The sequence below is a fragment of the Pseudomonas sp. C9D1 genome (assembly GCF_056491235.1).
In genome coordinates, this window is record NZ_JBSZIE010000001.1 from 1793323 (window position 1) to 1815439 (window position 22117).

General features: G+C 63.2%; 7 protein-coding genes. 1 reads left to right on the top strand and 6 read right to left on the bottom strand.

Going from position 1 to position 22117, the window contains the following annotated elements; genetic code table 11:
- Positions 1–65 precede the first annotated feature (65 nt).
- Entirely contained in the window at positions 66–1199 is a 1134-nt protein-coding gene (locus ACXI0U_RS08335; RefSeq protein ID WP_431484044.1) for a thiolase family protein, read from the bottom strand.
- Positions 1200–1357: 158 nt separating this feature from the next.
- Complete coding sequence (locus ACXI0U_RS08340) at positions 1358–2548, bottom strand: MFS transporter (protein WP_431484045.1); 1191 nt, start codon at positions 2546–2548, stop codon at positions 1358–1360.
- A gap of 90 nt (positions 2549–2638) precedes the next feature.
- On the opposite strand from ACXI0U_RS08340, the gene ACXI0U_RS08345 reads away from it, so the two are divergent.
- Entirely contained in the window at positions 2639–3202 is a 564-nt protein-coding gene (locus ACXI0U_RS08345) for a TetR/AcrR family transcriptional regulator (protein ID WP_431484046.1), read from the top strand.
- 41 nt (positions 3203–3243) lie between these two features.
- Here ACXI0U_RS08345 and ACXI0U_RS08350 read toward each other — a convergent pair whose 3' ends face one another.
- From ACXI0U_RS08350 to ACXI0U_RS08365, 4 genes are all read right to left on the bottom strand, one after another.
- Positions 3244–9918 carry a calcium-binding protein gene (locus tag ACXI0U_RS08350; protein ID WP_479550006.1) on the bottom strand — a complete coding sequence of 2225 codons (6675 nt, stop codon included), beginning with the start codon at positions 9916–9918 and terminating at the stop codon, positions 3244–3246.
- Between the two features lie 241 nt (positions 9919–10159).
- The gene (locus ACXI0U_RS08355; RefSeq protein ID WP_479550007.1) at positions 10160–17602 is read right to left on the bottom strand and encodes a calcium-binding protein; all 7443 of its coding nucleotides are present in this window, start codon (positions 17600–17602) and stop codon (positions 10160–10162) included.
- A 601-nt stretch (positions 17603–18203) separates the two neighbouring features.
- On the bottom strand, positions 18204–19619 hold the full coding sequence (locus ACXI0U_RS08360) for an HlyD family type I secretion periplasmic adaptor subunit (RefSeq protein ID WP_431484049.1): 1416 nt from the start codon (positions 19617–19619) through the stop codon (positions 18204–18206).
- 94 nt (positions 19620–19713) lie between these two features.
- Positions 19714–21852, bottom strand: coding sequence for a type I secretion system permease/ATPase (locus ACXI0U_RS08365; protein ID WP_423727913.1), 2139 nt, complete (start codon positions 21850–21852; stop codon positions 19714–19716).
- Positions 21853–22117 lie beyond the last annotated feature (265 nt).

Consider the following 22117-nt stretch of genomic DNA (forward strand, 5'->3'; position numbering starts at 1 on the left):
AGTCAGCGTCGCGCGAGTGCCGGTGGCCGACGGAAGGGGAGGTGCGAGCGCACCTCCCCGGCGCCTCACTCGACGCTTTCCAGCAGCGTGGCCACGCCCTGGCCGCCACCGATGCACTGGGTGGCGATGGCGTAGCGGCCGCCGGTGCGCTTGAGCAGCGAAGCGGCCTTGCCGGTGATGCGCGCACCGGTGGCGCCCAGCGGGTGCCCGATGGCCATGCCGCCGCCGTCGAGGTTGACCTTGGCGACGTCGATGTCCAGTTCGCGGATGCAGGCCAGTGCCTGGCTGGCGAAGGCTTCGTTGATCTCGAACAGGTCGATGTCGTTCACCGACAGGCCGCTGCGCTGCAGCAGCTTGCGGGTGGCGTGCAGCGGGCCCATGCCCATCACCTCCGGCGCGCAGCCGACCACAGCCACCGCCTTGATGCGGGCGAGGATGTCCAGCTTCCAGCGCCGGGCGAACGCCTCGGTGCACACGAACACCGCCGCCGCGCCATCGGTCAGCGGCGAGGCGGTGCCGGCGGTCACGCTGCCACCGAAGGCCGGCTTCAGTTGGGCCAGGGCCTCGGCGTTGGTGCCGGGGCGGATGCAGCCGTCTTCGGTGACCGGGCCGTCGGGCGTCTCGATGGTGATGATCTCGTCCTGCAGCAAGCCGCGCAGGCGTGCATCGGCGGCCTTCTCGTGGGACTGCACGGCCATCGCCTCCTGGTCCGCGCGGCTGATGGCGTAGCGCTCGGCGACGATCTCGGCGGTGTGGCCCATGGGGATATAGGCCTGGATCTCGCCGCTGGTCAGGCGCGGGTTGGGCGAAATGTTGAAGCCGCCCATGGGCACGCGGGTCATGGATTCCACGCCGCCGCAGATGAAGGCCTCACCGGCGCCGAGCTGGATCTGCCCGGCGGCGAAGTGGATGGAGGTCATGGACGAGCCGCAGAAGCGGTTCACCGTGGCCCCGGCCACGCTCTGCGGCAGGCCGGCGAGGAAGCCAACGATACGTGCCAGGTTCATGCCCTGCTCGGCCTCGGGGTAGGCGCAGCCGAGGATCAGGTCCTCGATCTCGTTGGGGTCGATGTCCAGGCGGTCCACCAGCCCCTTCACGACCTGGCCGGCGAGGTCGTCCGGGCGGATGTTGATCAGGCCGCCCTTCTTGGCGAAGTGGAAGGGCGAGCGGGCGAAACCGGCGATGACGATGGATTGCATATCTCGTGTCCTTGCGTGGTAGAGCCGGGCGGAGCCGGCGGGAGCGCCAGGGTGAGAGAGCGATACGACGGGCGCATGCTTAGGATGATATGCATAATTCAAACGCTTGTATATTACACCTGTAATCCAATCGTCGGATCGCTACAGGCTGGGATAGCTCAGGCGTGATCCCGGCGCGCCAGCCCAATCAGTGCCACCAGCGTCAGCCCGATCAGTACCGTCGCGAATCCCGTTGCGGTCGCCACCAGGCCGAAGTGGCGAGCCATCACACCCGCCAGCAGCGCCGGTACACAGAACGCCAGGTAGCTGATCACGTAGTAGGTGGCCATCAGCCCCGCGCGTTCGTGGGCATGGGCCAGCGGCATCACGCTGCGCAGCGCGCCGAGGAACCCTGAACCGAAGCCACCGCCGGCCACCAGCGAGGCGAGCAGGAACAGCCACAGCCAGCCGGCCTGCACGGCCACCAGCATGGCGCCCACTCCGATCAGCAGCAGGGTGGTGGCGATGCGCAACACCTGCTGCGCCGTGTGCTGGCGCAGCCACAGGATCGACAGCGCGCCGCTCAGGGTCAGCGCCGTTACCGCCAGCCCACCCACCAACGCCGAATTGGAGCCGGTGGCTGTGCGGATCAACGACGGCGCGAGGGACAGGTAGAAACCGCCCAGGGACCAGACCGCGACGTTCACCGGCAGCGTGCGCCACAGCGCGCCCCGGGCCTGGGGCGGCACCCGCAGGGTCGGGCGCAGCGAGGCGAGGGCGCCCGGGCGGCGCGAGATGGATTCCGGCAGCCACCACAGCAGCAGAGCCTGGGCGGCGAACACCAGCAGCAGGACCAGGTAGACCAGGTGCAAGGGCCAGGGCGCCCACTCCACCAGCATCCCGCAGCCCAGGGCGCCACAGGCCATGCCCAGTTGCGGCGCCACGCTGTTGAACAGCGGCCCGCGCTCGGGGTTGCGATCCAGCAGCGCCGCACCCAGCACGCTGGTCGCCATCCCCGTGGCGAAGCCCTGCATCACCCGCGCTGCCAGCAACCAGCCGACGCCATCGGCCTCGATGAACAGCGCCATCGCCAGCATCTCCAGCAACAGCGCGGCGAGGATCACCGGCCGCCGGCCCAGGTAATCGGACAGCTTGCCCAGGGTGAGCAGTGCCGCCAGCAGGCTGAAGGCATAGATGGCGAAGACCAGCGTCAGCATCGCCGGGCTGAAGGCCCAATGCGCCTGGTACACGGGGTAGAGCGGGGTGGGCGCGCTGGACGCGGCCAGGAAGCTCAGCAGCGTGCTCGCCAGCAAGGCGATGCCGCTGCGGGTGTGACGCTGGTCGAGGCAGGTATCGGCGGTCTGGACCATGATGGGCTCACTAAAGCTAAGACATTGCGTTTGCGCAGTCTGCGCGCAGTAATTCCTTAACGCAAATTCTTTGTGATAAGGTCCGCCGCCATGGCCATCAAAGAAAACCGCCGCACTGGCGGGCGCAGCGCCCGGGTGCAGGAATCCATCCACACCGCCGTGCGCGCACTGCTCGACGAGCGCGACCGCGCCGACCTCACCGTCCCGCAGATCGCCGCTCGCGCTGGCGTCACGCCCTCCACCATCTACCGCCGCTGGGGCGACCTCTCGGCGCTGCTGGCCGACGTCGCCCTGGAACGCATGCTCCCCAGCGAGCCGCAGGACACCGGCACCCTCGCCGGCGACCTGCACGCCTGGGCCGAGCAATACCTCGACGAGATGAGCTCCGAGCTCGGCCGCACCCTGATCCGCGACGTCGTCTCCGACCTCGCCGGCGACTACCCTGGCCAATGCGCCGACCTCGTCCGCTGCCAGCTGCAGCTCATCCTCGACCGCGCCGCCCAACGCGGCGAATCGGCCCCCAGCGCCGATCAACTGGTCGACGCCGTGGTCGCCCCGATGATCTACCGCATCCTCTTCGCCCCCCAAGCCCCCAGCGCCGAGCAGGTGAGGGGATGGGTAGACGGAGCGCTGCACATTTCCAAACCCCGGTAATGAACAAGGCCCCGTCAGGGGCCTTGTCGTTTACTTAGCGGTTACTGCCAGTTCGCGGCGATCACCACCTCCAGCTGCGCCCTCTGCTCGGGCGTCAGGTTCGAGCTGCCGCCCGCAGGCGGTGCGAAGGCCGCCATGGCGTTGACCAGGTTCTGCACCTGGCTGTCGAGCAGCACTTTCCCGTCGGCCGACTCAACGCGCTCCACGCGGGCTGCGTTCGATGAATACCAGCCCTTGATCGAGACTTTGTCCGCCGGGTTGTCGGTCGAAATCTCCAGATCCGTCCCTACCTGGCGGAACCACAGTTCGTTGGCGTCGATATCCCCACCGAAACGCAGCACATCGGTGACCCCTGAGTAGGTTGAGGTCTCGATGAGGGTGTCGTGACCGTCCCCTGCATTGAACAGGTAGGTGTCCGAGTAGTAGCTGCCGTAAAGCGTATCGCTACCCGTCCCGCCCGCCAGCAGATTGCCCTTTGCAGTACTGGCTACCTTGAGCGTGTCATCACCTGCACCACCAAACAGCTGGTTGGTACCGGCGCCGCCGTCCAGCAGGTCATTACCGTCACCGCCGTAGAGGCTCTCGTCCCCAGCCCAGCCGTTCAGTGTGTCGCCCTGGGCGGTGCCCAGCACGACGATCTGGCCCTGGATCTGGTTGACGTCCCAGCTTGACCCATCGGCGAACTCGATGCGCTCGACCCGGCTGCTATCTACCGCCGTGGCGGTGGATGCCGTGGTGTTGAACCAGTTCTTCACGGTGACCTGATCGGAGCCATTGCGGTGAGCGAAGACCAGGTCGACGCCGACCTTTTGCACCTGGATATCGCTGGCAGCGATGCCTTCGCCGAAGCGCAGGGTGTCCGTGACGTTGGCGTAGGTGGAGGTCTCAACCACCGTGTCCTTACCGTCGCCCAGGTTGAACACATAGGTGTCGGCGTAATAGCTGCCGTACAGCATGTCGCTTCCCGTCCCGCCGGCCAGCAGGCTGCCTTTGGCGGTGGTTGCCACCTTGAGCGTGTCATCACCTGCACCACCAAACAGCCGGTTGGTACCGGCGCCGCCGTCCAGCAGGTCATTACCGTCACCGCCGTAGAGGGCTTCGTCACCGGCCCAGCCGTTCAGTGTGTCGGCCTGGATGGTGCCCAGCACGATGATCTGGCTCTGGATCTGGTTGACGTCCCAGCTCGATCCATCGGCAAACTCGATACGCTCGACCCGGCTGGAATCGACCGCCGTGGCGGTGGATGCCGTGGTGTTGAACCAGTTCCTGACGGTGACTTGATCGGAGCCATTGCGGTGAGCGAAGACCAGGTCGACGCCGACCTTCTGCACCTGGATATCGCTGGCAGCGATGCCATCGCCGAAGCGCAGGGTGTCCGTGACGTTGGAGTAGGTGGAGGTCTCGACGACCGTGTCTTTGCCATCGCCCAGGTTGAACACGTAGGTATCGGCGTAATAGCTGCCGAACAGCGTGTCACTCCCGGTTCCGCCTGCCAGCGAGCTGCCCTTGGCGGTGGTTGCCACCTTGAGCGTGTCATCGCCTGCACCACCGAACAGCTGGTTGGTGCCGGCGCCGCCGTCCAGCAGGTCATTGCCATCACCGCCGTGGAGGGTCTCGTCACCGGCCCAGCCGTTCAGGGTGTCGGCCTGGGTGGTGCCCAGCACGATGATCTGGCTCTGGATCTGGTTGACGTCCCAGCTCGATCCATCGGCAAACTCGATGCGCTCGACCCGGCTGGCGTCGACCGCCGTGGCCGTGGATGCCGTGGTGTTGAACCAGTTCCTCACGGTGACCTGATCGGCACCGTTGCGGTGAGCGAAGACCAGATCGACACCGACTTTCTGCACCTGGATATCGCTGGCAACGATGTCATCGCCGAAGCGCAGGGTGTCGGTGACATTGGTGTAGGTGGACGTTTCGACGACCGTGTCCTTGCCATCGCCCAGGTTGAACACGTAGGTGTCGGCGTAGTAGCTGCCATGCAAGACGTCATCCCCCAGGCCGCCACTCAGGACATTGTTCTTCGAGCCATCGGCGACGACGATAAAGTCCTTGCCAGCTTTGCCGCTGATGACGTTCGTCGTCCCGGAACTGGCGTTGATCGACCACTCGGTACCATCGGCGAACCTGATGGTTTGCACCGGGCTCGAGCTGCTTGCTGTCGCTGCCGAGTAGAAGAAGTTCTCGATGGTGACCTTGTCATCGGTACCGATGGTGAGGACCAGCGAACTGCCGCTGCGGTACGAAGAAACATCTTCGGGACGGATGCCTTCCGCGAACAGCAAGGTGTTCAGCTTGGACGCCGTCTGGTCGCTGAAGCCCTTGATGATGTCGCTGCCATCGCCGCGCGCAAACACAAAGGTGTTGTTGCCGGCACCGCCGTTCAGCACGTCATTGCCCTGGCCGCCTACGAGGGTGTCGTCGCCGCCTTCTCCCGCTAGCGTGTCGTTGCCGCTGCCGCCATTGATGGCATCGGCAGTGGCATAGCCGGTCAGGCTGTCATTGCCTGCCGTTCCGAGCAGGGCCAGCTCCTTGACCGTGGCGATGTCCCAGACGTTGCCGTCGATGAAGCGGATTTCCTCCAGCTTGTAGCTGCTGGTGCCATCGGCATTGAAGTAGTTGGTGACAGTGATGCGGTCGGTACTGCCGACCAGGCTGAGGATCAGGTTGGTGCCGGAGCGGGTGACGACGATATCGCTGGCCGTGATGCCGGCGCCGAACTCGATGGCATCGACCTTGGCGGTACCGGCATCGTTGTTGTTGATGCTGTCCTGGCCCCAACCACGGGCGAAGCGGTAGGTGTCACTGCCACCTTCGCCGCTCAGGTTGTCGTTGCCGGTGCCACCTTCGAGGATGTCGTTGCCGTTCCCACCGAAGAGGTTGTCGATGCCTTCACCGCCGTAGAGGGCGTCGCTGCCTTCGCCGCCGTACAGGCTGTCGTTACCCTCGGCGCCTTGCAGCAGGTCGTTGCCGTCCTCGCCGTAGAGGCGGTCGTCGCCCAGCTCGCCGTTGAGCTGATCATCGCCGGCTGCGCCGTAGAGAGAGTCGTTGCCAGCGCCACCGTTGAGTACATCGTCGGTTGCATAGCCCGTCAGTGTGTCGTTGCCGGCGGTATTGAGAAGGGCCAGTTCCTTGACCGTAGCGATGTCCCACACATTCCCATCGATGAAGCGGATTTCCTCCAGCTTGTAGCTGCTGGTGCCATCGGCATTGAAGTAGTTGGTGACGGTGATGCGGTCGGTGCTGCCAACCAGGCTGAGGATCAGGTTGCTGCCGGAGCGGGTGATGGCGATATCGCTGGCCGTGATGCCGACGCCGAACTCGATGGCATCGACCTTGCCGGTGCTGGTGTCGTTGTTGTTGATGCTGTCCTGGCCCCAACCACGGGCGAAGCGATAGGTGTCACTGCCACCTTCGCCGCTCAGGTTGTCGTTGCCGGTGCCGCCTTCGAGGATGTCGTTGCCGTTCCCACCGAAGAGGTTATCGACGCCTTCACCGCCGTAGAGGGCGTCGCTGCCTTCGCCGCCGTACAGGCTGTCGTTACCCTCGGCGCCTTGCAGCAGGTCGTTGCCGTCTTCGCCGTAGAGGCGGTCGTCGCCCAACTCACCGAGCAGTTGGTCATCACCGGCACCGCCGTAGAGCGAGTCATTGCCAGCACCGCCGTTGAGTACATCAGCGGTCGCATAGCCGGTCAGTGTGTCGTTGCCGGCGGTATTGAGCAGGGCCAATTCCTTGACCTTGGCAATGTCCCAGACGCTGCCATCGATGAAGCGGATTTCCTCCAGCTTATAGCTGCTGGTGCCATCGGCATTGAAGTAGTTGGTGACGGTGATGCGATCAGTGCTGCCAACCAGGCTGAGGATCAGGTTGGTGCCGGAGCGGGTGACGACGATATCGCTGGCTGTGATGCCGGCGCCGAACTCGATGGCATCGACCTTGCCGGTGCCGGCATCGTTGTTGTTGATGGTGTCCTGGCCCCAACCACGGGCGAAGCGATAGGTGTCACTGCCACCTTCGCCGCTCAGGTTGTCGTTGCCGGCACCGCCTTCGAGGATGTCATTGCCGTTACCGCCAAAGAGGTTGTCGACGCCTTCACCGCCGTAGAGGGCGTCGTTGCCTTCGCCGCCGTACAGGCTGTCGTTACCCTCGGCGCCTTGCAGCAGGTCGTTGCCGTCTTCGCCGTAGAGGCGGTCGTCGCCCAACTCACCGAGCAGTTGGTCATCACCGGCACCGCCGTAGAGCGAGTCATTGCCAGCACCGCCGTTGAGTACATCAGCGGTCGCATAGCCGGTCAGTGTGTCGTTGCCGGCGGTATTGAGCAGGGCCAATTCCTTGACCTTGGCAATGTCCCAGACGCTGCCATCGATGAAGCGGATTTCCTCCAGCTTATAGCTGCTGGTGCCATCGGCATTGAAGTAGTTGGTGACGGTGATGCGGTCGGTACTGCCGACCAGGCTGAGGATCAGGTGGGTGCCGGAGCGGGTAGCGACGATGTCACTGGCCGTGATGCCGGCGCCGAACTCGATGGCATCGACCTTGCCGGTGCTGGCGTCGTTGTTGTTGATGCTGTCCTGGCCCCAGCCACGGGCGAAGCGGTAGGTGTCACTGCCGCTTTCACCGCTCAGGGCGTCGTTGCCGGTGCCGCCGTCGAGAACATCATTGCCGTCGCCACCATAGAGCGAGTCATTGCCTGCTGCCGCCAGCAGCAGGTCATTTCCGCTGTTGCCGTACAGGCGATCATTGCCGTCGCCGCCATCCAGGAAATCGGCACCGTCGTTACCGGTCAGGGTGTCGTTGCCGGCTTCGCCAAACAGGAAGTCGGAGCCGGAGCCTCCTATCAGGTTGCTATTGGCGATGGTGTCGAAGACCACGTTGCTGGCCGCGCCCAGTTGCGCTTTCAGCGCCTCGACCTGGGCTGCATCCAACTGGCGGACCCAGTTGCCGGCAATGGCGATTTCATTGGCCGCCCAGCCCGCAGTACCTGCAATGGCCGAGCCGAACTCGAGCACGTCGACAATCGCTTTCACCGGGGAGTGGGCGTGGGTCTGGGCGAACTTGTCGAGGGCTGCAGTGAAGTCCAGGGTCAGCGTGTCCTGGGTCAGTACCAGGGATACGGCGTCCAGATAGGGCTTCAGGCGGGTCTGCAGCAGCAGGCCGTTGTAGACCGAATCCAGCAGGGCCTGATAGGCCGCGCGGATGTGTTTCTCCTGGTTCGGGCCGAAGGAGAAGTCCTCCTCCGTAAGGTAGAAGGTCGAACCAAACGCCAGCGAGCCCCCGGCACTGCCGGATCGCGATTGCACCCCCGCGACGTACGAGAGGTTGATCTTTCCATCCTTGTCGTCATCGGTAACAGGCTTGAAGTCGAAGAAGTACTGGCCGTTGAACACCTCCAACACACGCACCATCTCCAGCAGCTCTTTCTTGCGGAGCTGGTCGGCGGTGGGCGAGGTGTCCTGGCCGGTACCTACGGGAATGCCGTTGGTCCCGCCGCTGACGTTCGAGCCACCGCTGCTGGAACCTGCCGCAAAGCCTTTCTTCTTCACTTCCCAGGAGTAGTCGAACTCGATCTTGTAGGTCTTGCCTTCGGCCAGGTCCGAGATGCGTTCATCGAAGGTGCGGAAGCTGGCGCTATCGGCCCAGGCCCGGACCAGTTGATCCAGCAGCACCTGCTGGCCCACCCGGGTATCGGCCTGGGAATAGGTGGCAAGCGCCGCGCTCAGGGAGCTGCTGCTGGCTGCAGCCTCGCGCAGGTCACGCACGGCCCCTGCGCCGCGCATATCAGCCGCCCCGGCCAGGTTGGCCGGAATCTCGATCGAGTCGGCGAACTCGCGATAGAAGGGGTTGTTCTCGAAGTAGACATCGCCCGACACACCGCTGCCGCCGCCATGGGCAGCATCCCATTTGAAGGTGCCGAAGCCGTCGATATGGTTGTCGTTGCCCAGGGCCTGCTTCTTGCCATCCGAGCCGGTGGCGATGCTCTCGATGCCCAGGACCTGCAGGGTGAACAGCTCGCCAGACTGGCTGATACCGTCACCGTTCAAGTCGCGCCAGACGCGCAGATCACCCCACACTGCGTCGTTGGCATCCAGCTTGCCGTCCGCATTGCCGTCCACGGCCTGCATCGCGGCGAAGCCATCCTTGGCCTTGCTGCCATCAGCCAGCAGGGTGTTCTCGCCGAACAGCTCATGGCCACTGTCGATGGAGCCGTTGTGGTTGCGATCCAGCACGAGCAAGCCGTCGTCCGGCTTGACCCAGCCAGAGCCGTGCTTGTTGCCATCGCCATCATGGTCGAACAGCGTCTGGCCCTCGGCGCCATAGGTTTCGATACCGTCGCCATCCAGGTCCAGAACCATGGGGGAGGCGGTTTTCACGGCAGCGTCAAAGTTGGTGTTGATCTCCTTGTCCATCTGCTCGATTTCAAAGGCGCTCCTGTTCTTCCACCACCAGACGGGCCCGACGGCATCCTGCGGGATGTCATCGGCCACACCGGCCTTGTTGAAGAACTTCAGCAGCAGCTTGGCGGGTTTGGAGGCCGCCCCGGCACCTGCGGCTTCCAGCCCTTCGTCCAGGGCCTCCAGCGCATCGTGCGCCTCACCGGTGCTCATGCCGACGGTATTGCCGTTGACCACCTCATCCTTGGTGTTGATCTCGATGCGACGGCCCTGGTCGTTCTCGACCACAACGACATCACCATCCCTTCCTACGTATCGCCACATTGCCTCGTCTCCTTGACTAGAAATATCCAACTCTCCAGGGGCTCGAATGAGCCGCTGGTCATTTCCAAACACTCATCCTGATGGGGGCGAGGCGACAGTCATCCGCACAGCTCGGCAAGCCGCGTGATCCATGGAACGTTGGAGTTTCTACCGAGCGGAACAGAACACCCCTGGTACCCCAGGGCTTCACACAGCGAACAGGAGCGCCAATGGGCGCTCCTGTCGTTATCGCTGATGCAGGTCAGGCCCAGTTCGCGGCGATCACTACCTCCAGCTGCGCCTTTTGTTCAGGCGTCAGGTTGGAGCTGCCACCGGCAGGCGGCGCGAAGGCCGCCATGGCGTTGACCAGGTTCTGCACCTGGCTGTCGAGCAGGGTCTTGCCGTCGCCGGACTTGATGGTCTCGATGTGGTTCGAGGTGCTCGAGTACCAGTTGTTGATGGTGACCTTGTCGGTGGAGTCGCGCAGGGGCAGCTCCAGGTTGCTGCCGTTGCGTTGGAGCCAGATGTCGTTGGCGGAGATGCCTTCGCCGAAGAGAAGGGTGTCGTTGCCATCTGTATCGGATATCTGCTTCTGGCCAGTACCTTGAGAAACTGAGTAGGTATCGTCGCCCATACCACCGACAAGAGTGTCATTGCCTCCCAGGCCATTGAACGTGTCATTTCCGTTGGTACCGTAAAGCACGTCCGCGTTCTCGGTACCGACGATTGACTTGGGACGATTGTCGATTTCAGCAGCAGTCCACGCCGTGCCATCGGCAAACAGGATGTGGTCGAGCTGGTTGTAGCTGCCCTGTCCATTGGTGGCGATGAACCAGTTCTGCAGGGTGACGCGATCCTGGCCATTGGCATGCTGCAGGACCAGGTCATTGCCGGAGCGGCTGGCAGTGATGTCGGTCGGGAGGATGCCATCGCCGAAGCGCAGGACGTCATAGGTCCAGACGGAGTCGGTCACGATGAGGGTGTCCTGCCCATCGCCGAGGTTGAAGAGGAAGGTGTCACTGCCATAGCCATCGCTGAGGGTGTCGTTACCCTGTCCGCCATGGAGGGTGTCGTCACCATAACCGCCGAGGAGGAGGTCGTTGCCGGCCCCACCGTAGAGACGGTCAGCCTGGTCGCCGCCATCGAGGGTGTCGTTGCCGTCACCGCCGTCGAGCAGGTCGTTGTTGTCGCCGCCGCGCAGGACGTCATCGCCATCACCGCCGTAGAGGCTGTCATGGCCACTCAGGCCCTCCAGGGTGTCATTGCCACCATTGCCGTAGAGGTAGTCGCTGTAGGCCTCTATGCCGGTGATTTGCTCGCCGGTTTCAGTGCCGTGGACAGTGAGTACCTGGGTGTTGAGCTCAGCGGCAGTCCATGTCATGCCATCGGTAAACAGGATGTGGTCGAGCTGGTTGTAGCTGCCCTGTCCATTGGTGGCGATGAACCAGTTCTGCAGGGTGACGCGATCCTGGCCATTGGCATGCTGCAGGACCAGGTCATTGCCGGAGCGGCTGGCAGTGATGTCGGTCGGGAGGATGCCATCGCCGAAGCGCAGGACGTCATAGGTCCAGACGGAGTCGGTCACGATGAGGGTGTCCTGCCCATCGCCGAGGTTGAAGAGGAAGGTGTCACTGCCATAGCCATCGCTGAGGGTGTCGTTACCCTGTCCGCCATGGAGGGTGTCGTCACCATAACCGCCGAGGAGGAGGTCGTTGCCGGCCCCACCGTAGAGACGGTCAGCCTGGTCGCCGCCATCGAGGGTGTCGTTGCCGTCACCGCCGTCGAGCAGGTCGTTGTTGTCGCCGCCGCGCAGGACGTCATCGCCATCACCGCCGTAGAGGCTGTCATGGCCACTCAGGCCCTCCAGGGTGTCATTGCCACCATTGCCGTAGAGGTAGTCGCTGTAGGCCTCTATGCCGGTGATTTGCTCGCCGGTTTCAGTGCCGTGGACAGTGAGTACCTGGGTGTTGAGCTCAGCGGCAGTCCATGTCGTGCCATCGGTAAACAGGATGTGGTCGAGCTGGTTGTAGCTGCCCTGTCCATTGGTGGCGATGAACCAGTTCTGCAGGGTGACGCGATCCTGGCCATTGGCATGCTGCAGGACCAGGTCATTACCGGAGCGGCTGGCAGTGATGTCGGTCGGGAGGATGCCATCGCCGAAGCGCAGGACGTCATAGGTCCAGACGGAGTCGGTCACGATGAGGGTGTCCTGCCCATCGCCGAGGTTGAAGAGGAAGGTGTCACTGCCATAGCCATCGCTGAGGGTGTCGTTACCCTGTCCGCCATGGAGGGTGTCGTCACCATAGCCGCCGAGGAGGAGGTCGTTGCCGGCCCCACCGTAGAGACGGTCAGCCTGGTCGCCGCCATCGAGGGTGTCGTTACCGTCACCGCCTTCGAGCAGGTCGTTGTTGTCGCCGCCGCGCAGGACGTCATCGCCATCACCGCCGTAGAGGCTGTCATGGCCACTCAGGCCCTCCAGGGTGTCATTGCCACCATTGCCGTAGAGGTAGTCGCTGTAGGCCTCTATGCCGGTGATTTGCTCGCCGGTTTCAGTGCCGTGGACAGTGAGTACCTGGGTGTTGAGCTCAGCGGCAGTCCATGTCGTGCCATCGGTAAACAGGATGTGGTCGAGCTGGTTGTAGCTGCCCTGTCCATTGGTGGCGATGAACCAGTTCTGCAGGGTGACGCGATCCTGGCCATTGGCATGCTGCAGGACCAGGTCATTACCGGAGCGGCTGGCAGTGATGTCGGTCGGGAGGATGCCATCGCCGAAGCGCAGGACGTCATAGGTCCAGACGGAGTCGGTCACGATGAGGGTGTCCTGCCCATCGCCGAGGTTGAAGAGGAAGGTGTCACTGCCATAGCCATCGCTGAGGGTGTCGTTACCCTGTCCGCCATGGAGGGTGTCGTCACCATAACCGCCGAGGAGGAGGTCGTTGCCGGCCCCACCGTAGAGACGGTCAGCCTGGTCGCCGCCATCGAGGGTGTCGTTGCCGTCACCGCCTTCGAGCAGGTCGTTGTTGTCGCCGCCGCGCAGGACGTCATCGCCATCACCGCCGTAGAGGCTGTCATGGCCACTCAGGCCCTCCAGGGTGTCATTGCCACCATCGCCGTAGAGGTAGTCGCTGTAGGCCTCTATGCCGGTGATTTGCTCGCCGGTTTCAGTGCCGTGGACAGTGAGTACCTGGGTGTTGAGCTCAGCGGCAGTCCATGTCGTGCCATCGGTAAACAGGATGTGGTCGAGCTGGTTGTAGCTGCCCTGTCCATTGGTGGCGATGAACCAGTTCTGCAGGGTGACGCGATCCTGGCCGTTGGCATGCTGCAGGACCAGGTCATTACCGGAGCGGCTGGCAGTGATGTCGGTCGGGAGGATGCCATCGCCGAAGCGCAGGACGTCATAGGTCCAGACGGAGTCGGTCACGATGAGGGTGTCCTGCCCATCGCCGAGGTTGAAGAGGAAGGTGTCACTGCCATAGCCATCGCTGAGGGTGTCGTTACCCTGTCCGCCATGGAGGGTGTCGTCACCATAACCGCCGAGGAGGAGGTCGTTGCCGGCCCCACCGTAGATACGGTCAGCCTGGTCGCCGCCATCGAGGGTGTCGTTGCCGTCACCGCCTTCGAGCAGGTCGTTGTTGTCGCCGCCGCGCAGGACGTCATCGCCATCACCGCCGTAGAGGCTGTCATGGCCACTCAGACCCTCCAGGGTGTCGTTGCCACCATTGCCGTAGAGGTAGTCGCTGTAGCCTTCAACACCAACGAAGTGCTCATTAGCATCTGTACCAACAACCGTAAGAACACGAAGATCAATATTTGTCCACGCAGTGCCGTTGGCAAAAAGAATGCTGTCGAGCTGGTTGTAGCTGCCCTGTCCATTGGTGGCGATGAACCAGTTCTGCAGGGTGACGCGATCCTGGCCATTGGCATGCTGCAGGACCAGGTCATTGCCGGAGCGGCTGGCAGTGATGTCGGTCGGGAGGATGCCATCACCGAAGCGCAGGACGTCATAGGTCCAGACGGAGTCGGTCACGATGAGGGTGTCCTGCCCATCGCCGAGGTTGAAGAGGAAGGTGTCACTGCCATAGCCATCGCTGAGGGTGTCGTTACCCTGTCCGCCATGGAGGGTGTCGTCACCATAACCGCCGAGGAGGAGGTCGTTGCCGGCCCCACCGTAGAGACGGTCAGCCTGGTCGCCGCCATCGAGGGTGTCGTTGCCGTCACCGCCTTCGAGCAGGTCGTTGTTGTCGCCGCCGCGCAGGACGTCATCGCCATCACCGCCGTAGAGGCTGTCATGGCCACTCAGGCCCTCCAGGGTGTCATTGCCACCATTGCCGTAGAGGTAGTCGCTGTAGGCCTCTATGCCGGTGATTTGCTCGCCGGTTTCAGTGCCGTGGACAGTGAGTACCTGGGTGTTGAGCTCAGCGGCAGTCCATGTCGTGCCATCGGTAAACAGGATGTGGTCGAGCTGGTTGTAGCTGCCCTGTCCATTGGTGGCGATGAACCAGTTCTGCAGGGTGACACGGTCCTGGCCGTTGGCATGCTGCAGGACCAGGTCATTGCCGGAGCGGCTGGCAGTGATGTCGGTCGGGAGGATGCCATCACCGAAGCGCAGGACGTCATAGGTCCAGACGGAGTCGGTCACGATGAGGGTGTCCTGCCCATCGCCGAGGTTGAAGAGGAAGGTGTCACTGCCATAGCCATCGCTGAGGGTGTCGTTACCCTGTCCGCCATGGAGGGTGTCGTCACCATAACCGCCGAGGAGGAGGTCGTTGCCGGCCCCACCGTAGAGACGGTCAGCCTGGTCGCCGCCATCGAGGGTGTCGTTGCCGTCACCGCCTTCGAGCAGGTCGTTGTTGTCGCCGCCGCGCAGGACGTCATCGCCATCACCGCCGTAGAGGCTGTCATGGCCACTCAGGCCCTCCAGGGTGTCATTGCCACCATTGCCGTAGAGGTAGTCGCTGTAGGCCTCTATGCCGGTGATTTGCTCGCCGGTTTCAGTGCCGTGGACAGTGAGTACCTGGGTGTTGAGCTCAGCGGCAGTCCATGTCGTGCCATCGGTAAACAGGATGTGGTCGAGCTGGTTGTAGCTGCCCTGTCCATTGGTGGCGATGAACCAGTTCTGCAGGGTGACACGGTCCTGGCCGTTGGCATGCTGCAGGACCAGGTCATTACCGGAGCGGCTGGCAGTGATGTCGGTCGGGAGGATGCCATCGCCGAAGCGCAGGACGTCATAGGTCCAGACGGAGTCGGTCACGATGAGGGTGTCCTGCCCATCGCCGAGGTTGAAGAGGAAGGTGTCACTGCCATAGCCATCGCTGAGGGTGTCGTTACCCTGTCCGCCATGGAGGGTGTCGTCACCATAACCGCCGAGGAGGAGGTCGTTGCCGGCCCCACCGTAGAGACGGTCAGCCTGGTCGCCGCCATCGAGGGTGTCGTTGCCGTCACCGCCTTCGAGCAGGTCGTTGTTGTCGCCGCCGCGCAGGACGTCATCGCCATCACCGCCGTAGAGGCTGTCATGGCCACTCAGGCCCTCCAGGGTGTCATTGCCACCATTGCCGTAGAGGTAGTCGCTGTAGGCCTCTATGCCGGTGATTTGCTCGCCGGTTTCAGTGCCGTGGACAGTGAGTACCTGGGTGTTGAGCTCAGCGGCAGTCCATGTCGTGCCATCGGTAAACAGGATGTGGTCGAGCTGGTTGTAGCTGCCCTGTCCATTGGTGGCGATGAACCAGTTCTGCAGGGTGACGCGATCCTGGCCATTGGCATGCTGCAGGACCAGGTCATTACCGGAGCGGCTGGCAGTGATGTCGGTCGGGAGGATGCCATCGCCGAAGCGCAGGACGTCATAGGTCCAGACGGAGTCGGTCACGATGAGGGTGTCCTGCCCATCGCCGAGGTTGAAGAGGAAGGTGTCACTGCCATAGCCATCGCTGAGGGTGTCGTTACCCTGTCCGCCATGGAGGGTGTCGTCACCATAGCCGCCGAGGAGGAGGTCGTTGCCGGCCCCACCGTAGAGACGGTCAGCCTGGTCGCCGCCATCGAGGGTGTCGTTACCGTCACCGCCTTCGAGCAGGTCGTTGTTGTCGCCGCCGCGCAGGACGTCATCGCCATCACCGCCGTAGAGGCTGTCATGGCCACTCAGACCCTCCAGGGTGTCGTTGCCATTACCACCAAAGACAAGTGGCTTGCTGGCTGTGCTTTGGAGCTGATCGGCACCGGGTGTACCAAACTCTATATGGGGGAATTCCGTATGGATTGCGTTCTGATCGGCTGGCGCCAATCTGGATAGAAAGTCGCCTAAGCTACTAAATAGCCCAGAGTTGACTTGTTTTCCTACTGATGTGCCATTGAACTCAAAGATGTCTCTTATTACCTGCACTGGGGTATTTGAATAAAGCTCTTCGAGCCGCTCCCGATTCGGAACGAGCTTGATCGTTGAGCCTGTCAGCTCCAGATCCATCGCATCCATATACGGTTTCAAGCGAGTTTGCAGCAGCAATGCGTTGTATATCGAAGTCTTTAGGCTTTCATAGGCTTGGTTCAGAAGGTCCTGCTGAGCCCCGTTGAAGCCGATTCGTGTTTCATCTATTAGGACTGTTCCGCTTGTGTTGTTGTATCTGGTGCTGCTGGAAGTGGTGCCGACACCCATGGCAATAGTGATGCCGTTTGCGTCCGCCCCAGCTTGGCTGAATCTCAAAATATTCTGGGCGTTAAAAACTTCCAGGGCCTTTACGCGTTCAAGAAATTTTTGGGTTGCCAACTGTTCGGTGGTAGCTGTTGTTCCGGCTGCTTCCCAGGAGTACTGGAAGCGCACATCGGTGGTGCCGTTATCCAGCGCGTCGATGCGTTCATCGAAGGTCTTGTAGTCGGCACTCTTGGCCCATTCGGCGATCAGTTGGTCCAGCAGGCCCATCTGTTCTTCGCGGGTCTGCGCCTGGGCGTAGGTGGCCAGCAGGGTCTTGAGTTCGGCATTGAGCATCGAGGCTTCGCGCAGGTCGCGCACTGCGCCAGAGCCTTTCATGTCCGGCAGGGCCTTTGCCGTGTCGTCCAGGGTGATGTGGTCGGTGAACTCGCGATAGAAGGGGTTGCTGGCCAAGTCCAGGTTGGCGGCCAGGCTCTGGTTGGCGTTGACGGTGCCTTCGCTGCCATCGCCACGGACGAAGCTGCCGACGGCGCTGATCAGGTTGCCGTTGGAGTTGTGGTTGCTCGCCGTCGAATCCAGGTTGATGGCGACGATATTGTGCTCGGCCAGGGTCTTGAGTTCGTCCGCCTGGGCGATGCCGTCCTGATTGGCGTCCTGCCAGATCTTCACGTTGGCGAACTGGGTGTCCTGGGCATCGAAGACGCCATCGCCGTTGCTGTCGAAATCCTTGAGCGCATCGAAGCCATTGCTGGCCTTCTGGCCGTTGGCCTTGACGGTATCGACGCCGAACAGCTCGCCGCCATTGTCGATCTGGCCGTTGCCGTTGCGGTCGAGCACGAGGAAGCCGTCATCGCTCTTGACCCAGCCAGTGCCGGTCTTTAGGCCGTCGCCATCGAAGTCGAAGGTGATGCCGGCATTGGCGCCGACGGTTTCGATGCCGTCGCCGTCGAGATCGAGGCTGAGGGGATCGCGGCGTTCGACGAAGGAGTTAGCGTTGTTGAATTGGGTGTTTGTATTTTCAGATATGCTGGCTTTGCGTCTTTCTGCCAGCCATTCGGGCTGCGTCATGTATGGTTGACCATTGTTAATGGCATCCTCTACATACGCGTAGTAGTCATCTCTGCTTGAAAGGATCTGACCAACCCCGGAGTTGGCCACTGTTTCATAAGCGATATCTGCAATTTCAGGCAGCGTCATGCCAAATATCAGAAGTTCTCCGTCCAGTGACCAACCATCTTGTGGTGTCCACTCCAGCTTCACTCCAACGCTGACAACCATGACTCTTTTGCCAAGAGACAGCGGAGTCCCAGAGATAGTGGCTCTCTCTATACTGGTTTTCCCATCGGCCCCAATTTTGGAAACGATAGTTGTCTCGCCTGGTCCGCGTTCTGTATGGAGCGTTACAGTTCCGTCGGTTTCCACCTTTATGGTGGAGTTTCCAGAAACATAGGTAACTGACGAGCCGTCGAAGCCGGGCTCGAAAACGTTTCCGTGTTTGTCTTTGAATACGACTGACCCATCCAGCCCAATCTCAGCTTCATATCCCCCCGTGTCGTAAACACGGAGGCCATCGGTGCTGACAACTACATGGTCACGAGGTTGTTCTTCATTAGCCATCGTACATTCCTTGTCTTTACTGAGTATTCAACTTTGAAGTGGGAGAGTGGTCTCACCGCTCCCCCAAACTCTCATCCTGATATTCCTTCAACGGACTCAGGAAATAATCGATCACCTTCCTCTTATCCGTTTTCACCTCCGCCCGCACGGCCATGCCGGGGGAGAGTTCGATGCGGTTGTCGCCGACCTGGATGCTGTTTTCCTTGAGCAGGATGCGGGTGCTGTAGACCAGGCCGCGTTTTTCGTCGTCGATGGCGTCATTGGAGATGCTTTGCACGGTGCCGTGCACCACGCCGTATTTGGTGAAGGTGAAGGTCTCGACCTTGATCTCCACTTCCTGGCCGGGGTGGACGAAGCCGATGTCCTTGTTCTCCAGCATGGCTTCCACTTCCACGGGCTGGTCGCTGGGGACGATGACCATCAGCGGCTGGGCTTCGGTGACCACGCCGCCGTTGGTGTGGATGGCCAGTTGCTGCACGGTGCCGTCCACCGGGGCGGTGAGGCGCATCAGGCGGTCGCGCTGTTCGGCTTTCTTCAGCTCCTGGGCGAGGGAGGCGGCGCGTTGTTCGGATTCGTGCTGCAGGTCGAGCATGGCGCGGCGGGTCTGGGCCAGCACGGTGTTGCGCTGGCGTTCGGCGGCGCTGCGGGCGGCGGTGAGTTCGATGACACGGGCCTGCTGGATGGCCAGTTCGCGCTCCTGGTCGAGGCGCGCCTGTTCCTTCTCCAGGTAGGCGTGCTTGGCCACGTAGGCCTTGTCCAGCAGGCGCTTGTAGTCGGCGGAGAGCTGGCGGGTGATGGGCAGGGATTCCTCCAGCTTGGCCACCCAGGCCTTGGCCGCCTGGATCTCGGCGACGCGCTGGTCGATCTCGGCGTCGGCCTGGTCGAGGGTGCTGCGCAGTTCCAGGTACTGGCCCTGCAGCCAGCGCTGGGCGGCCAGTTGTTGCTCGGGGCTGGCTTCGGGGATCAGCGCGGCGAGGGAGGTGGGTTCGCCGCCGTCCTGGATGGCGTCGAGCAGGGCGCGGGCGCGGGCGCTGTCCACCTGGGCGGCGAGCAGGTCGCTCTTCAGGCGGTCGACGTCGGCGCCGGTGATCTGCGCGTCGAGGTCCACCAGCAGGTCGCCGGCCTTGACCTTCTGTCCGTCGTAGACGTGGATCGCCTTGACCACCGCCACCTCGCTGGGCTGGATGATCTTGGTCTTGCCGCTGGGCACGATCTTGCCGGTGGCGGTGGCCACCACGTCGATCTCGCCGACGCAGGCCCAGATCAGCGCGAGCACGGCGAAGGCGATGATCGCCCACTGGATGTAGCGCGGCGCCGGGTGCGGCGGCTGCTCCTGCAGGGCCAGGGCGGCGGGGAGGAATTGCACCTCGTGGCTCAGGCGCTGCGGGGCGTCCATGGCCTTGCGGTGGCGCCAGGCGTGACGCCAGGCGCTGCGGTAGCGGTTGATCAGTTCGCGTTTTGCGCTCATGGCCTGGGCATCCGTGCGTGGGGGGCGAGGCTCGCCCCGGCCCTCTCCCGGCGGGGGAGGGCGTGGTTCGGTTCGGTCCGGGGTTGCATGCGTCTCAGCCTTGTTGCAGGCGGTGCAGACGCGAGTAGTGGCCGGCTTGGTGGGTCAGCAGTTCGGCATGGGTGCCCTGCTCGACGATCTGCCCGCGGTCCATCACTACGATGCGGTTGGCATCGCGTACGGCGGAGAGGCGGTGGGCGATGATGATCACCGTGCGGCCCCGGCAGATGTCCTTCATGTTCTGCTGGATGATGCGTTCGGACTCGTAGTCCAGCGCGCTGGTGGCCTCGTCGAAGATGAGGATGCGCGGGTTGCCGATCAGCGCCCGGGCGATGGCCACGCGCTGGCGTTGGCCGCCGGAGAGCGAGGCGCCGTGCTCGCCCACCACCGTGTCGTAGCCCTCGGGCAGTTCGAGGATGAACTCGTGGGCACCGGCCAGCTTGGCCGCCTGCATCACCACCTCGATGGGGGCGCCCGGGTCGGTGAGGGCGATGTTCTCGCGGATGCTGCGGGCGAACAGCATGTTGTCCTGCAGCACCACGCCTATCTGCCGGCGCAGCGAGGAGACGTCCGCCAGGGCCAGGTCCATGCCGTCCACCAGCACCCGGCCGCGCTCGGGCGTGTAGAGGCGTTGCAGCAGGCGGGTGAGGGTGCTCTTGCCGGAGCCGGAGCGCCCGACCACGCCGATCACCTCGCCGGCCTGGATGTTCAGGCTCACCCCGCGCAGCACCTCGGAGCCGTCCGGGCGGTAGCGGAAGTGCACCTGGTCGAACTCGACGTTGCCACGGATCGGCGGCAGCGCACTGCGCGCCGCCTGGGACAGCTCGGTGCGGGTGTTGAGGATGTCCCCCAGGCGCTGCACCGAAACGCCGGTCTGCTGGAAGTTGGTCCACAGCTGGGCCAGGCGCATGATCGGCTGCGACACGCGCCCGGCGAGCATGTTGAAGGCGATCAGCTGGCCGACGCTGAGGTCGCCGTCGATCACCAGCCGCGCGCCCAGCCACAGGGTCGCCACGGTCACCAGCTTGCCCACCAGCCCCACGCCCTCGTTGGCGATGGTCGACAGGGTCTGGGTCTTGAAGCTCGCCGCCACGTAGCCGGCCAGCTGGTTGTCCCACTTGCGGTTGATCTGCGGCTCCACCGCCATCGCCTTGAGGGTGTCGATGCCGTTGACCGTTTCCACCAGGAAGGCCTGGTTCTCCGCGCCCCGGGCGAAGCTCTCGTTGATGCGGGCGCGCAGCACCGGGGTGATGATCAGCGAAATGAGGAAGTACAGCGGCAGCGACAGCAGCACCACCAGCGTCAGCCAGCCGCTGTAGAAGAACATCACGGCGATGAACACCACCGAGAACAGCACGTCCAGCACCAGGGTGATGGCGTTGCCGGTGAGGAAGCTGCGGATGTTCTCCAGCTCGCGCACCCGCGCCACCGAGTCGCCCACCCGGCGTGCCTGGAAGTAGGCCAGCGGCAGGGTCACCAGGTGGCGGAACAGCCGAGAGCCCAGCTCTACGTCTATGCGGCTGGCGGTGTGGGCGAACACGTAGCTGCGCAGGCCCGACAGCGCCGTCTCGAACAGCATGATGCCGAGCAGGCCGATGGCGATCACATCCAGGGTCGACAGGCCGCGGTGCACCAGCACCTTGTCCATCACCACCTGGAAGAACAGCGGCGTCAGCAGCGCGAAGATCTGCAGCACGAAGGACACCAGCAGCACTTCGCCCAGCAGCTTGCGGTATTTGACGATGGCGGGGATGAACCAGGTGAAGTCGAACTTCGCCAGCTCGCCGGCCAGGGACGCCTCGGAGCGGATCAGGATCAGCTCGCCGCCCCAGCGCTCGGCCAGGGCCTCGAACTCCAGCACCTCCGGGCGCTGGGCACGCGGGTCATGGATCAGCGCCTTGCCGTCGTCCAGCCGCGCGATGATGAAGAAGCCGCCCTCGCGGTCACAGGCGATCGCCGGCAGCGGCGTGCGCTCCAGGCGGGCGATGGTGCTGCGCGCAGGGCGTGCCTTGAGGCCGAGCTTCTTGGCGGCGAGCAGGAGCTCGGCCTTGCCGAATGGGCGGCCGTCTTCGGCGAATTCGTGGGCGAGTTGTTCGGGGGAAGCGGCGACGTTATGGAAACGCGCGAGCATGACCAGGCACGCGAGGCCCGCGTCGAGCCCTTGCCCTGGCTCGTTAGGGGTGCTGTCCTGCATCAGGATTCCGTCCTTGGTGGTGGCATAGCGCCATGCAATGCGCGCGTCATTCTGCCAATACCCGCTCAGGCCGCAAAGCCGGCAGTTGATGAGCGGTTCTCATTCCTGATGGCGAAAGTGCGCAAGGCCTGATTTTGACCGGTCGGATGGGTTCGCCGGGCGATCTTCCCGGGCGAAACGGGCACAACTAGCTACATTTTCCTCAGGCAGCCGCAGCGCTGCGCATTACGGGTCAGCGGTCGCCAGGGAATCGACGACGCGTTGG

What these genes read in the sequence shown, in the direction of transcription:
- ACXI0U_RS08335 (WP_431484044.1), bottom strand. Translation starts at nt 1,199, where the DNA reads ATGCAATCCATCGTCATCGCCGGTTTCGCCCGCTCGCCCTTCCACTTC.
- ACXI0U_RS08340 (WP_431484045.1), bottom strand. Translation starts at nt 2,548, where the DNA reads ATGGTCCAGACCGCCGATACCTGCCTCGACCAGCGTCACACCCGCAGC.
- ACXI0U_RS08345 (WP_431484046.1), top strand. Translation starts at nt 2,639, where the DNA reads ATGGCCATCAAAGAAAACCGCCGCACTGGCGGGCGCAGCGCCCGGGTG.
- ACXI0U_RS08350 (WP_479550006.1), bottom strand. Translation starts at nt 9,918, where the DNA reads ATGTGGCGATACGTAGGAAGGGATGGTGATGTCGTTGTGGTCGAGAAC.
- ACXI0U_RS08355 (WP_479550007.1), bottom strand. Translation starts at nt 17,602, where the DNA reads ATGACGCAGCCCGAATGGCTGGCAGAAAGACGCAAAGCCAGCATATCT.
- ACXI0U_RS08360 (WP_431484049.1), bottom strand. Translation starts at nt 19,619, where the DNA reads ATGAGCGCAAAACGCGAACTGATCAACCGCTACCGCAGCGCCTGGCGT.
- ACXI0U_RS08365 (WP_423727913.1), bottom strand. Translation starts at nt 21,852, where the DNA reads ATGCAGGACAGCACCCCTAACGAGCCAGGGCAAGGGCTCGACGCGGGC.